The organism is Desulfoluna sp. HI9BLuna (assembly GCF_056829775.1).
Genome location: NZ_CP186555.1, coordinates 2,744,669 through 2,758,298 on the forward strand (window position 1 = coordinate 2,744,669; position 13,630 = coordinate 2,758,298).

Here is a 13,630-nt window from a genome sequence, read left to right on the forward strand (position 1 = left end):
ATTTTAAAGAGAAAAAAGGGCCGGGACTTCCGCGGCCCTTTTTTTATGGGCACGCCCCAAAGGGCCCCGCGCCTTGACTTGCGGGGGAAAACTATTTATTACATAATGTTCTTTTAAAATGGGGCTTTTGGCATGGCGTTTACGCCCGGCCGCACCCAAGCGCAAGGCCCCCTGAAAGCCGGGTGACCCCTTGGCGTGCCAAGCCGGCACCCGTATCGACATGAAAAAGGCTGCCCAGGGCAGCCCGCCCGCGCAGGACGACCCACCCCATGGCGACCTCAATTTCCAGACAAGGTGCGGCCACACGGTGTTTTGGCAAGCACGCCTCGGTTGTGTTGGGGTTTCCCCGGACCTTATGGCTGTGCCAGGCCGTCATGAACCCTAACGTAAAGCAGATCCGATGAAGCAGACAATAAAGACGTTGATCGAACAGGCCGCCCGTGCGGCTTTTGAAAAGGGGGCCTTGTCCTCCGATGCCTTCCCCCCCTTCACCGTGGAAGAGCCCAAGGTGGAGAGCCAGGGTGACTTTGCCACCAACATCGCCATGGTCATGGCCAAGGCCCAGAAGATGGCCCCCCGGAAAATCGCCGAGGCCCTGGTGGCCGAGATGGCCCTTGCCGGCAGCATCGTGGACAAGGTGGAGATTGCCGGCCCCGGCTTTATCAACCTCTTCCTGAACAAGGGCGCCTGGCTTGATGCCGTCACCCGCGTGGAAGACAAGGGCGACACCTACGGTGCCTCCACCCTGGGGGCGGGCAAGAAGGTGATGGTGGAGTTTGTCAGCGCCAACCCCACGGGCCCCCTTCATGTGGGCCACGGCCGCGGCGCAGCCGTGGGCGACAGCACGGCCCGCATCCTCTCTTTTGCTGGCTTTGATGTGGACAAAGAGTACTACATCAACGACTCCGGTCGCCAGATCCGCACCCTGGGCCTCTCCCTGTTCCTGCGCTACAAAGAGCTCTGCGGAAACCCCGTGGATTTTCCCGAGGACTGCTACCAGGGGGCCTACATCATCGACATGGCCCAAGGGGTCAAGGCCGACAAGGGCGACGCCCTTCTGGCGCTGCCCGAAGACGAGGCCGTGCTCCTCTGTGCCCGCCACGCCGCCTCCCTGATCCTGGAAGGCATCAAGACCGACCTCGAAGCCTTTGGCGTCCCCTTTGACTGCTGGTTCAGCGAGCAGAGCCTCTACGACAACGGCCTGGTTCCCGAGACCATCGAGACCCTCAAGACCAAGGGCACCCTCTACGAAAACGACGGGGCCCTCTGGTTCAAGACCTCGGAGTACGGGGACGAAAAAGACCGCGTCGTGGTGCGAAGCAACGGGCAGACCACCTACTTTGCCTCGGACATCGCCTACCACATGAACAAGTTCGACCGCGGCTACCAGCGCCTCATCGATGTCTGGGGGGCCGATCACCACGGTTACATCCCCCGCATCAACGCCTCCATCACCGCCACCGGGCACAACAAGGACGATTTTGACGTCATCCTCGTCCAGCTGGTGAACCTTCTGCGCGGGGGCGAGCCCGTGGCCATGAGCACCCGCTCCGGTGAATTCGTCACCTTAAAGGACGTGGTGGACGAGGTGGGGGCCGACGCCGCCCGCTTCATCTTCCTCTCCCGCCACTACGACAGCCCCCTGGATTTTGACCTGGAGCTGGCCAAGAAGAAGACCAACGACAACCCGGTCTTCTACGTGCAGTACGTCCACGCCCGCATCTCCAGCATCCTGGAAAAGGCCAGGGTAGAACGGGACCTCACCGTGTCGGCCGCCCCCATGGAGAGCCTCACCCAGCCCGAGGAGATCGCCCTCATGAAGGCGATGCTCCGCTTCCCCGAGGTGGTGGAGACCGCGGCCAAGCTCATGGAGCCCCACCGCATCTCCTACTACCTCATGGACCTGGCCTCGGCCTTCCACAGCTACTACAACAAGCACAAGGTCCTCACCGACGACGCCGTGCTTTCTGCCGCCCGCCTGAGGCTGGTGGCCTCGGTGCGCCAGGTGATCAAGACCGGCCTGGCCCTTCTGGGTGTGTCGGCACCGGAGAAGATGTAACGTGACTTAAAGGCCCCGGCATCTGCCGGGGCCTTTTCGGACCAATAACCCTTGAGGGAACCATGGCAAACGCGGCAAAGGCAAAACCCAAAGCCCGCCCCCCCTTCATCACCCTGAGCAGCCGGGAGACCCTGGGCTGGAGCACGGCCCTTTTTCTCCTCTTCGGCTGGCTCTTCTTCCTGGGGGTGCTGGTGGGCCGAGGCAGCATCGAGGTGGAGCTCATCCCCACGGCGGTGCAGCGGGAGCTGGCCGTGATCCCGGACAAGCAGGCCATCCCCCAGCCCGACAAGGAGACGTTGCCCCCGGAGGCCGTCCCCCCGGACGTGCCCCTCTCCTTTTACACCGAGGTCAAGCAGAGCGAAGAGGCCATCACCAAATCCAGCCGGATGACCAAGGCCGACAAAACCGTGCTGGCCCCGGGACAGGCGGCGGTTCCCCTTGCGAGCCCCACCCCACCGAAGCCAAAGGCAACGGCAGCCAAGGCCCCCGCTCCGCCCCCTGCGGTGGTAGCACCGGCCCCGAAAAAAACGTCGCCCTCCATGGCTCCGCCCACCTCCGGGTACACCATTCAGGTGGCGGCCCACATTAAGGAGACGGCCGCCGAGGCCGAGGCCCAAACCCTTCGCGAGAAAGGGCTCTCCGCTTACGTCATGGCGGCAAAAAACAGCAAGGGCCAGACCTGGTACCGGGTGCGCGTGGGGCATTTTACCCAGCGCGACCAGGCCAAAGAAGAGCTCACGCGCCTCGCCCGACTCAAACGCAAGGCCTATGTCGTCAAGCTGTAGAAAGGGCCGCGCGGCAACACCGATATGACAGGTCCGGTAAAGGGAGCTCCCTGCAGCCGGACCGGACAAAGGAATCCTTAGTATGAAGATCACGAAAGATGAGGTCCTCTACGTGGCCAACCTGGCCCGACTCAACGTGGACGACAAAGACGTGGAGAAGCTGGCCGCAGAGATCGGGGACATTCTCTCCTATGTGGACACCCTGGAGAAAGCCGACACCGACGGCGTGGAGCCCACCACCCACGCCATCGACCTGACCAACGCCTTCAGGGAGGATGTGGTGCACACCCACCCCGGCGCGGAGGTGACCCTTGCCAACGCACCGGACAAGGAAGATGCGATGTTTGTGGTTCCCAAGGTGGTGGGTTAGATGAAAGGAGAGGCAATGTCACTGCAAGAGATGACCCTGACCGAAGCCCACGGGCTTCTTCGAGATAAAAAGGCAAGCTCCCGGGAACTCACCGAGGCCGTGCTCTCCCGCATTGAGGCCGTGGACGCAAAGGTGGGCGCTTACATCACCGTGGACAAAGAGGGCGCCTTAAAACAGGCCGACGAAGCCGACGCCCGCCTGGCCAACGGGGACGACCATCCCTTAACCGGCCTGCCCGTGGGCCTGAAAGACCTGCTCTGCACCGAAGGGGTGAAGACCACCTGCGCCTCCAAGATGCTGGAAAACTTTGTGCCCACCTACGACGCCACGGTGGTGACCCGCCTCAAAGAGGCCGGAGCGGTCTTTCCCGGCAAGCTCAACATGGACGAGTTTGCCATGGGATCCACCACCGAGCACTCCGCCCTTCAGGCCACCCGCAACCCCTGGGATCTCACCCGCTTTCCCGGCGGCTCCAGCGGGGGCTCTGCCGCGGCCGTGGCCGCCGACCTCTGCCTGGCTTCCCTGGGCAGCGACACCGGGGGATCCATCCGGCAGCCCGCCTCCCACTGCGGCATCGTGGGCATGAAACCCACCTACGGACGGGTCTCCCGCTACGGGCTGGTGGCCTTTGCCTCCTCGTTGGACCAGATCGGTCCCATGACCAAGACCGTGGAGGACTGCGCCCTGATGATGGAGGCCATCAGCGGCCATGACCCCAAGGACTCCACCTCGGTGCCCAAAGAGGTCCCCGCCTTCCGCCAGCTCATGAAAGAGGGGGAAGACAAGGGCCTGGCCGGTATGACCGTGGGCATCCCCGCCGAGTACTGGGAAGCCGACGGGGTGGACGCAGACGTCATGAAGGCGGTCACTGAAGCCAAGGCCACCCTGGAATCCCTGGGAGCGCGCTGCGTGCCCGTCTCCCTGCCCCACACCGAGTACGCCGTGGCCGCCTACTACGTCATCGCCCCGTCCGAGGCGAGCTCCAACCTCGCCCGTTACGACGGGATCCGCTACGGCATGAGCGAGCGCAACGACGAGGGCCTCCTCTCCATCTACAAGACCACCCGGTCTGAAGGCTTCGGGGACGAGGTAAAGCGCCGCATCATCATCGGCACCTACGCCCTCTCCTCGGGCTACTACGACGCTTACTACAAAAAAGCCTCCCAGGTGCGCACCCTCATCCTGGAAGACTTCAAAAAGGCCTTTTCCGCCTGCGATTTCATCATCTCGCCGGCAGCGCCCACGGCCGCAGGGGTCATCGGCGAAGGCGCCGACGACCCCTTGAAGATGTACCTCTCGGACATCTTCACCCTCTCGGCCAACCTTGCCGGCATCCCCGGCATGAGCGTGCCCTGCGGATTCACCGGCGACGGCCTTCCCGTGGGCCTGCAACTCCTGGGGCGGCACTTTGACGAAGCCACCCTCCTCAAGGCAGCCTGGCACTTTGAGCGGGCCGCAGGCCTTGTGGGCAGGCGTCCGGCCCTTTAACCCCACACACCGGGGCCATGAGGGGGCGTGTTCCCCTTGCGGCCCCCAGCACCCCTTCCGGGAGGCGTCCATGTCTGTTGTCCCGCTTAGCGACCGAATGAAAAAGGCCCTCTCCTGGGCCGTGGAAGAGAAGAAGGACCATCCGGACAAAGGCCGCCTCGCCCTGGTGGACGAGGCCGGCATGCGGTTCAACCTCTCACCTGCCGAGTCGGACACCCTGGCCCGGCTCCTGGCCGACGCCCCCCGGACGTAACCGAAACACCAAGGGGCGGCCCTTTCCCATGGGGCCCGCCCTTTTTATGATGCCGGGCCCCCCCGGCGTCTTCTGGAGCCCCCCTATGAGCAAGGTTCGCATCCTCCCGGATATCCTCTCCAACAAAATCGCCGCAGGCGAGGTGGTGGAACGGCCCGCCTCCGTGGTCAAGGAGCTGGTGGAAAACGCCCTGGACGCCAAGAGCCGCTCCATTTCCATCGATGTGGAAAAGGGAGGCAGGCGCCTCATCCGCGTGGCAGACGACGGCTGCGGCATGGCCGCCGACGACGCCATGCTCGCCATCGAGCGCTACGCCACCAGCAAGATTTACACGGACGAGGACCTCTTCAACATCTCCACCCTGGGCTTCCGCGGAGAGGCCCTGCCCAGCATCGCCTCGGTCTCCAAGTTCTCCCTCACCACCCGGGCCCAGGACCTGGACGTGGGCTGCACCGTGGAGATGGAAGGGGGCAAGGTGACCAAGGTCTCGGAAACCGGGGCCCCCAAGGGCACCCTCATCTCCGTGGCCCACCTCTTCTTCAACACCCCGGCCCGACGAAAATTCCTCAAAGGGGAGGGTACGGAGATGGGCCACATCGCCGACACGGTGTCGGCCATTGCCCTGGCCTGGCCCCAGGTGCGCTTTCGCCTCACCCACAACGGCAAGGCGGTCAAGAGCTGGCCGGCCACCGAGGAGCTGCGCCAGCGGGTGGAAGAGGTGCTGGGCCGCGACGTCCGGGGTCACCTGGCCGAGGTCTCCCTCACCCGGGGGGAGCTCACCGTCAGCGGGTTTGTCTCCTCCCCGGAGGTGACCCGCAGCACCACCCAGAAGATCTTTCTCTATGTCAACGGACGGCCTGTCAAAGACCGGGTGGTCCTCAACTCCCTGCTCTCGGGCTACAGGCCCCGCCTCATGAAGGGCCGCTTTCCCATGGGCATGCTCTCCATCACCCTGCCCTGCGACTGGGTGGACGTCAACGTGCACCCGGCCAAAAACGAGGTACGCTTTAGGGATGCCTCCTCCGTGGGCCTGGCCGTGGAAGACGGGGTCAAGGAGGCCCTGGCCCGGGCCGAAGCCGCCTCCCGGCAGTTCGGCAGCGGACGGCCCGCCGCAGGCTTTGCCCCGAGCGCCCCCCCCTCCATGCCCATGCCAAGGCGGGATGACCTCGACGTCCGGGTGGCCGAGCCCAGTGCCCTGTTTGTGGAAGAGCCCGACGCCCCGGAGCTGTGCTCCCCCCTGCCTCCCCAGGCCTGGGAGGAGGCGGACGCCGAGCCCCTCTACGTTCCGGCAGAACCCACAGCCCCCACAGAGCCCCTCCCCCATGTCCCGGAAGAGGTGACGGAGCCCTCGGAACCCGCCCCCCTCCCCCCCACAGGGGACCACGCCGGGCAGTTCGCACACCTTCGGATCATCGGGCAGTACGCCGACACCTACATCCTCTGCGATGCCGGGGACGGCCTCATCCTCATCGACCAGCACGCCGCCCACGAACGGGTGGTGTTCGAGCAGCTCAAGGGCCAGGGGAGCGTTCTCTCCCAGCGCCTGCTGGTGCCCGAAACCGTGGAGCTGGGCTTTCGGGAGGCCGATGCCCTCACCGGCATCCTCGAGGAGCTGGCCCGGTTCGGCCTGGAGGTGGAGCCCTTCGGGGGCACCACCTTTGTGGTGAAATCCGTTCCCGCCATGCTGGCTGCCGACGGCATGGCCCGGCTCATCAGCGAAATCGCCGAAAACATGGTGCGCATGGGCCAGCGGGACACCCTGGAGCGCTGCCTGGACGAGTGCCTCATCCTCATGGCCTGCCACGGGGCCATCCGGGCGGGCCAGGCCCTCTCCACCAAGGAGGTCCACCGCCTCCTCACCGAGCTGGACGCCTGCCGGGACCCGTCCTTCTGCCCCCACGGCCGCCCCACCTGGATCCGCTGGAGCACCGGGAGCCTGGAACGCGCTTTCAAGCGATAGCCCCACCGCCAAAACAAAAAAAGGGGCCTGCACCGCCACTCTCTCATCGCGGTACAGGCCCCTCTTGGAGTCGATTGTCCTTATTTTGTCATGTGCTACAGCCGCATGACGCTTTTTGCAGCACACCCTCGATCGCTCTCTTCAAGCTCAAAGGAGACCCTCTCCCCCTCCGACAGGGTACGGAACCCCGGCATGTCGATGGAGCTATGGTGAACAAACACGTCGGATCCATCTTCCCGTTCAATGAACCCGTACCCCTTCTTGTCGCTGAACCATTTTACTGTTCCTTCTGCCAAAACACCTTCCTCCTTGTTATGGTTGACTCACGACGCTTTCGGCCAGAACTCCAAAAGCGCTTTTTTATCTATCCCGCCTGCCGAAATATACCAGGGGACCCGTAAACAAAGCGATCCACCATGATATCGGCAAGGGGAATGTGTATGCGGTGTCGGTGGTTGGAAGTGGTTGATGGACACTATCTTGAAAAGAGGCGCTGGGCGACAGCTACCCGCGATGTTCAGCATGAAGACTGATGGCCGGGTGTCGTGAACGTTTGCTCCGAAATCGCATGCTGCGGATACGACAAAGGGGCCTTGCTTTGGGGGGGCACCCTCGTTACTTTCGGGAAATCAGAATCTATAGAAATTGTCTTGTGGTCGTGTGCGAATCTCGGGTATTCCTCTTTACGCTACTTTTATGTGTCTTTAACATGGGTTACCGATCTTAATCAAGCAAAAAATCTCAAAAAGTCAATACGGTATAGCAATGGGCGATATGGAAACACATCATATTGATATGGATTTGCCAATTTTTGCCATATGTTGTTGTTTTTCATGGTTTGCGAAATGACCATTCTATTTCGCGAAAAAAGAGGAAAACGGAGAATTTCCAATGAGGCCATCCCTTGGATCCCCCGGAACCCAGCCCCCGGCCATAAACGGCCAGGGGCATTGAAAAACGGGCTTATCCGGCGGCGATGATCTCCTCCAGGGCCCCTTCGATCTCGGAACGGATAACCCCCAACCGCTCTTCGCTCAGGGCTTCAAAACGCAGCACCAGGGCGGGCTGGGTGTTGGAGGCACGCACCAGCCCCCAGCCGTCGTCGTAGAGCACCCGGGCCCCGTCCACATCGATGACGGTGTGGGAGGCCACAAACCGGTCTTTCAGTTTCCCGGCAATGGAGAACTTCACCTCATCGGGGCACTCGCGACGAATCTCCGGGGTGGTGTAGGTCTTGGGCAGATCGGAAAGAAGGGAGGAGAGGGGCTTGCCCTGGTCGGCCACGATCTCCAGGAGGCGCAGGGTGGCGTAGAGGGCGTCGTCGTAGCCGAAGTAGCGGTCGGCAAAAAAGATGTGGCCGCTCATCTCACCGGCCAGCTCGGCCTTGGTCTCCTTCATCTTCTGCTTGATGAGGGAATGGCCGGTCTTCCACATGATGGCGTTGCCGCCCCTGGCGCGGATATCGTCGTACATCACCTGGGAGCACTTCACCTCGGAGATAAAGGTGGCACCGGGCTTTCTGCCCAGGATCTCCCGGGCAAACAGCACCATGAGCTGGTCCCCGTAGATGATGGCCCCGGTTTCGTCCACCACGCCGATGCGGTCGCCATCCCCGTCGTAGCCGATGCCCAGGTCGAGCTTCTTCTCCCGGACCAACTCCACAAGATCGGAGAGGTTGGCGAGCACCGTGGGGTCGGCCTCATGGTTGGGAAAAGTGCCGTCCATCTCGCAGTAAAGGGGGTGCACCTCCAGGTCAAACCGGTCCAAAAGGGGCAGGGCGATGGGGCCGGCAGATCCGTTGCCCGCGTCCACCCCCACCTTCAGGGGACGGGAGAGGGAGACCCGCTCGGAGAGCTCTTTAAGGTAAGGGGTCAGGATGTCGATGGCCTGACGCGTGCCCTCCCCATGGGCAAAGTCTTCGGCATCGATGAGGTCCCGAAGGGCCAGGATCTCCTTGCCGTGGATGGAGTCGGTGCCACAGCAGAGCTTGAAGCCGTTGTACTCGGGCGGGTTGTGGCTGGCCGTGACCATCACGCCCCCTTCCAGGCCCAGGTGATGGATGGAAAAGTAGAGCACGGGTGTGGCGCAGTACCCCAGCTCCGTCACGTCGCAGCCCGTTGAGAGCAGCCCTTGGATCACCTCCTCGGTATACAGATCGGAGGTGGTCCGGCAGTCCTTGCCCACGGCGACCCGGGTCTTGCCCTTCCCCTTGAGGTAGGTCCCCACGGCCTTGCCGATGCACCGGGCGTCGTCTTCGTTAAAATCCTCACCAGCCACACCACGGATATCGTATTCTCTGAAAATAGTCGGGTTCATGGTCACTCCTCAAGCAATGGTTGTGCGTTGGTCATGAAAAAAATCAGGTGAAAGGGGCCTGCCGGGTCACCATCCCACCACCAGGGCGGCAACCCCCACAACAAGACAGTAGGGGGCAAACACATGAAGCTTTCCCCTCCCCACGATGTAGACAAGAAAGCGAAGGGCCAGGTAGCCCGTAACAGCGGCCATGGCCGTGCCGGAAAGGATCACCCACCAGGGTGGCAGAACCGTAGACGAAATGTCCAGGATCGCCAGCAGGCTGGCTCCGACGATGGCCGGAATGGACAGGAGAAAGGAGAAGCGGGCGGCCCGCTCCCGGCTTCCTCCCATGAAAAGGGCCAGGGCAATGGTGGAGCCGGAGCGCGAAAGGCCCGGCAGCACGGCCATGCCCTGGATCAGGCCGATGAGAAGGGCTTTGGGCAGGGTGATCTTCCGGTCCCCCTCCATGGGAATCAGGGCCGTGGCCGACAGAAGCAGGGCGGTGATGCAGAGCATCCCCCCCACAACCAGCAGGGAGGAGAAGATGACGTGGGAGTGCTCCTTGATGATCACCCCCAGCACCGCCGTGGGAACGCTCCCGGCCAGGATCAGGCCTACCATGGCAAGCTCGGAGCGCTCTTCAGGGGAGAGGTCCCCCAGCTTTCCCCGGCAGGCCACGGCAGCCAGTATCGCCTGGCCGAGGGCCGCGATATCCCGGCGAAAAAAGAAGCACACCGCCCCCAGGGTGCCTAAGTGCAGGCAGATATCGAAGAAGAGTTCCGGCTCCTCAAGGCCGAAAAAGCGCTGAAACAGAACGAGGTGACCGGAGCTGCTCACCGGAAGAAACTCGGTGAGCCCTTGAATAAACCCTAAAAAAAGCGAATGAAAAAGTCCCAAAGCCATGCCTTTTGATCTGGCCCCCTGCCCTTATGATCAGACAGGGGGTGCGATTAACACGTATGGAGTCCCCTTCGTCTCCCCCACACCGATGGGAAACAGACCCCGGGAGACTCCCCTTCCATGGGCCGTCGGCCCTAAAATGTCGCCACCACCTCGCCGGTGGTGTCCGTGCTGTAGCCCCCCAGGGCCAGGACGCGCGTTTTGAATCGTTGGGAACGGATGGTGGCCAGAAGGGCCGTCACCATGGGGGTGTCAAGGTAGTCGTTGTCGATGAGCAGGTCGTACTGTTCCGTCACCACGGGAATAAAGTCAAGATCCAGGGCCCGGGCGGCGGCATAAATGCCGAGGCCGGCATCGGCGGTTCCGGAGAGAACGGCCACGGCCACAGACATGTGTGTATACTCATCCCGAGTATAGCCGTCAATCAATTTATCATCAATTCCCAATGTTTTAAGGCGATAATCCAGGAGGATACGGGTGCCGGAGCCCCCCTGCCGGTTGACAAACCGGACACCGTCAGCGGTGAGGTCCTCCATGCCGCGGATCCCCTTGGGGTTTCCCTTGGCCACCATGAGACCCTGCTCGCGGGTGACCAGGTTCACCAGGGTGAGACGGCGATCCGGCAGGTAGGTCTCCACATAGGAGCGGTTGTAGCTGCCGTCGGAGGGGTCCAGAAGGTGAATACCCGCCAGGTGGCAGGTGCGGCGCTTCAGAGCCATGAGCCCCCCCATGCTCCCCACATGGCTGGAGGAGATGCGCACGTCCCCTGCGTCCCGCCGGATCTCGTCGGCCAGAAGGTCCAGGGTGTTGTCGTGGCTCCCCACCACCACCAGGGTGCGCCCCACGGCCGAGGCGGGCCGCAGCAGCTCGCAGGCCACATCGGTGCCTGCGGCAAGCCCCTCCACATGGGCCGGAATCCGAATGATGCCGTCGGCCTCGGTGATGCTGGTCAGGGTCCCTGCGCCCCCGGCGATGGGGGTGGCGATGACCCTCTCCCCCACCCGGCCGAGCTTCACCCGGAGAAACTCCTCCACCCCCAGCTTGGATGCCACCTTGCGGGAGGGTGAGGCCGACAGGGTGGGCTTGGCCTCAAAGGAGCGCCCTGCCAGGGAGGCCAGCAGGGGCGAGAGGCACTGTTCAAAGGCAACAATGGCCGACACCGGATACCCCGGCATGCCGAACACCGGCACCCCTTTCACCTCCCCTGCCAGCACGGGCTTGCCCGGCATGATGGTGACCCCGTGAAAGAGAAGGCGCCCCAGGCCGGTCACCACGGTGCGGGCGTAATCGGCAGAGCCCGCCGACGAGCCCCCGATGATCACGATGGCATCAACCCCGTCCTCGGCCGCCTTGGCCACGCAGGCGGAGATGGCGTCGGGGTCGTCTTCGATGATGGGGTGGGCCAGGGCCTCGCCCCCGTCTTTCTCCACCATGGCGGCCAGCATGTGGGAGTTGGACTCAAAGATGCGCCCCGGCTCCGGGGTGGCCATGCCTTCCCGGTCAAGGGCCACAAGCTCTGAGCCCGTGGGGATGATGAGCACCCGGGGCCGTTCGTGCACGGCCACCGTAAAGATGCCTGCGGTGATCAAGGCCCCCACGCAGTACGGGGTGACCAGGTGGCCCGTGGGGAAAAGAAGCTCGGTGGCAACGATGTCCTCTCCCATCTTTCGGACGTATTGAAAGGGGTAGGCCGGGGCCTCGATCTCCATCTCGGTATCGGAGACAGGGTTGACGGCCTCGATCATGATCACGGCATCGCACCCTTCGGGAAGGCGATGCCCGGTGTTGACGGGAAAGGCGCTCTCCCCCACCACCAGGGTGCGGGGGCGGCCTTCCGAGGCGCCGTAGGTGGCCTCGGCCAGCACGGCAATGCCGTCCATGGCCGCGGCGTGGTACCCCGGGGAAGAGGCCCTTGCAAACACCGGCTCGGCCAGAACGCGGCCTGCGGCCCGGGCCGAGGGGATCGTGACCGTCGGCATGCGCCGAGAGCCAAAGTGGTGCGCAATCCGTTGCTGCGCCTCATCAAGGGAGATCATGTCAAGGTAGACGTTTCTGTCCATGGGGATATGCCCTTTGTTCCTAAGTGATCGTCAAATAACAGGTCGGCATGCGTACCGCCCCGGGCCTATGGCAGCAGGCGAACCGGGACGATGGCGTCCCGGTAGAGCCCCTCGGTGTCGCGGTTGATGCGGATGAGCCCGTGGGCATGGACCATGGTGTGGATCAAGCCGGATTTGCCGGGCAGGGGTTCGGCACGGTAGCCGTCGCCCTCGGCGACAAGGCGGGTGCGGACGAAATCGGTGCGTCCCTGGGCCGAGGCGATGTTGCGGGTCAGGCGAGCCGGCACCACAGGCCGTGCCTTGAAAGACGCACCGGCCGCGGCCAGCAAAAAGGGGCGCACCACCACCTCAAAGACCACCATGGCCGAAGCCACGTGGCCGGGCAGGCCCCACACCGGCTTATCGCCGATACGGGCCAGGATCGTGGGCTTTCCCGGGCTGATGGCAATGCCGTGCACCAGCACCCGGCTCTCCGTCGCCTTTTCCATGGCAGACAGGGTGCGGTCCCGCATGCCCACGGAGCTGCCCCCGGAGATGAGGACCATGTCGCAGGAGGCCAGGGCCTTTTCAAGGAGGGGCTCCAGCTCCCCTTCGCCGTCGCCGGCGATGCCGAAGGAGAGGGGCTCGCCCCCGGCCTCGGTGACCATGGCCGAAAGGGTGTGGGTGTTGATGTCCCGGATCTGCCCCCGAACAGGGACGTCTTCCACGGGGATCACCTCGTCCCCGGTGGAGACGATGCCCACCCGGGGCTTTTTCCGCACGGCCACCGTGGTGCAGCCCGCAGCGGCCAGCAGCCCGGCTTCCGCCGGTCCCACCAGGGTGCCGGGGGCCAGAATCCCGCGGCCCTTTTCAAAGTCTTCCCCCCGGGTAATCACGTGATGGCCGGGGGCCACGCTCCGGTAGACCTCGATGGTGGCCTCGTCCACGCGGTCGGTGTGTTCCACCATCACCACGGCATCGGCCCCGTCGGGGAGCATGCCCCCCGTGGAGATGGCTGCCGCCTCCCCCTGGCCCAGGACGAAATCGGGCTCTTCGCCCATGGCCACGGTTCCGGCCAGGCGAAGCCATGCCGGAGAGCCGTCGGACGCGCCGAAGGTATCGGCCCCCTTGACGGCGTATCCGTCCATGGTGGCCCGGTCAAAGCCGGGGATGTCCACATCCGATGCGATCTCCCCGGCAAGGGTGCGGCCCAGGGCCGCCTCAAGGGGGACCTCTTCGGCGCCTGTCACGGGAAAACTCCCGACGCGGGCGATCACATCATCCAAATCTGAAACGTTGAAAAATCCTGTCATGAAGCGGTGATTCCATGGTTGTGTGGGGTGGGCGATGGGGGTGCGTGCCCGGCATGCCCGGGCGGTCTCTCCTGCGGCAGGGCATGAGTGACGCGGACATCGTTTCCCTACGTGATACCATACCCCTTACCGGAGTTCAAATCAGAGATTTGTAACAGAGCAAAA

The 13,630-nt window shown here is 63.6% G+C and carries 11 protein-coding genes; 6 read left to right on the forward strand and 5 right to left on the reverse strand.

The features are described 5' to 3' along the window. The first annotated feature begins 400 nt into the window (after window positions 1–400). From argS to mutL, 6 genes are all read left to right on the forward strand, one after another. Window positions 401–2,059 (forward strand): arginine--tRNA ligase, encoded by a 1,659-nt coding sequence (gene argS / locus ACOYW0_RS11180; protein ID WP_482418517.1) that lies wholly within the window; start codon window positions 401–403, stop codon window positions 2,057–2,059. Between the two features lie 62 nt (window positions 2,060–2,121). Next, window positions 2,122–2,844 carry an SPOR domain-containing protein gene (locus ACOYW0_RS11185; protein WP_482418518.1) on the forward strand — a complete coding sequence of 241 codons (723 nt, stop codon included), beginning with the start codon at window positions 2,122–2,124 and terminating at the stop codon, window positions 2,842–2,844. An 82-nt stretch (window positions 2,845–2,926) separates the two neighbouring features. Further along, window positions 2,927–3,214, forward strand: coding sequence for an Asp-tRNA(Asn)/Glu-tRNA(Gln) amidotransferase subunit GatC (gene gatC, locus ACOYW0_RS11190; protein WP_482418519.1), 288 nt, complete (start codon window positions 2,927–2,929; stop codon window positions 3,212–3,214). A 15-nt stretch (window positions 3,215–3,229) separates the two neighbouring features. After that, entirely contained in the window at window positions 3,230–4,702 is a 1,473-nt protein-coding gene (gene gatA / locus ACOYW0_RS11195) for an Asp-tRNA(Asn)/Glu-tRNA(Gln) amidotransferase subunit GatA (protein WP_482418520.1), read from the forward strand. A gap of 70 nt (window positions 4,703–4,772) precedes the next feature. Next, entirely contained in the window at window positions 4,773–4,955 is a 183-nt protein-coding gene (locus ACOYW0_RS11200; protein ID WP_482418521.1) for a hypothetical protein, read from the forward strand. 85 nt (window positions 4,956–5,040) lie between these two features. After that, window positions 5,041–6,915 (forward strand): DNA mismatch repair endonuclease MutL, encoded by a 1,875-nt coding sequence (gene mutL / locus ACOYW0_RS11205; RefSeq protein WP_482418522.1) that lies wholly within the window; start codon window positions 5,041–5,043, stop codon window positions 6,913–6,915. 95 nt (window positions 6,916–7,010) lie between these two features. Here the strand turns inward: mutL and ACOYW0_RS11210 are convergent, their stop codons facing one another. The 5 genes from ACOYW0_RS11210 to ACOYW0_RS11230 all read right to left on the reverse strand — a co-directional run bounded on the left by ACOYW0_RS11210 (window position 7,011) and on the right by ACOYW0_RS11230 (window position 13,465). Beyond that, a complete protein-coding gene (locus ACOYW0_RS11210) occupies window positions 7,011–7,211 on the reverse strand; it encodes a cold-shock protein (RefSeq protein WP_092215676.1) in 201 nt (66 codons plus the stop codon). A gap of 667 nt (window positions 7,212–7,878) precedes the next feature. Continuing rightward, on the reverse strand, window positions 7,879–9,231 hold the full coding sequence (locus tag ACOYW0_RS11215; RefSeq protein WP_482418523.1) for a phosphomannomutase/phosphoglucomutase: 1,353 nt from the start codon (window positions 9,229–9,231) through the stop codon (window positions 7,879–7,881). 66 nt (window positions 9,232–9,297) lie between these two features. Beyond that, window positions 9,298–10,116 carry an undecaprenyl-diphosphate phosphatase gene (locus tag ACOYW0_RS11220; protein WP_482418524.1) on the reverse strand — a complete coding sequence of 273 codons (819 nt, stop codon included), beginning with the start codon at window positions 10,114–10,116 and terminating at the stop codon, window positions 9,298–9,300. 131 nt (window positions 10,117–10,247) lie between these two features. Next, window positions 10,248–12,173 (reverse strand): molybdopterin biosynthesis protein, encoded by a 1,926-nt coding sequence (locus ACOYW0_RS11225; RefSeq protein ID WP_482418525.1) that lies wholly within the window; start codon window positions 12,171–12,173, stop codon window positions 10,248–10,250. 65 nt (window positions 12,174–12,238) lie between these two features. Further along, a complete protein-coding gene (locus ACOYW0_RS11230; protein ID WP_482418526.1) occupies window positions 12,239–13,465 on the reverse strand; it encodes a molybdopterin molybdotransferase MoeA in 1,227 nt (408 codons plus the stop codon). Window positions 13,466–13,630: the final 165 nt, after the last annotated feature.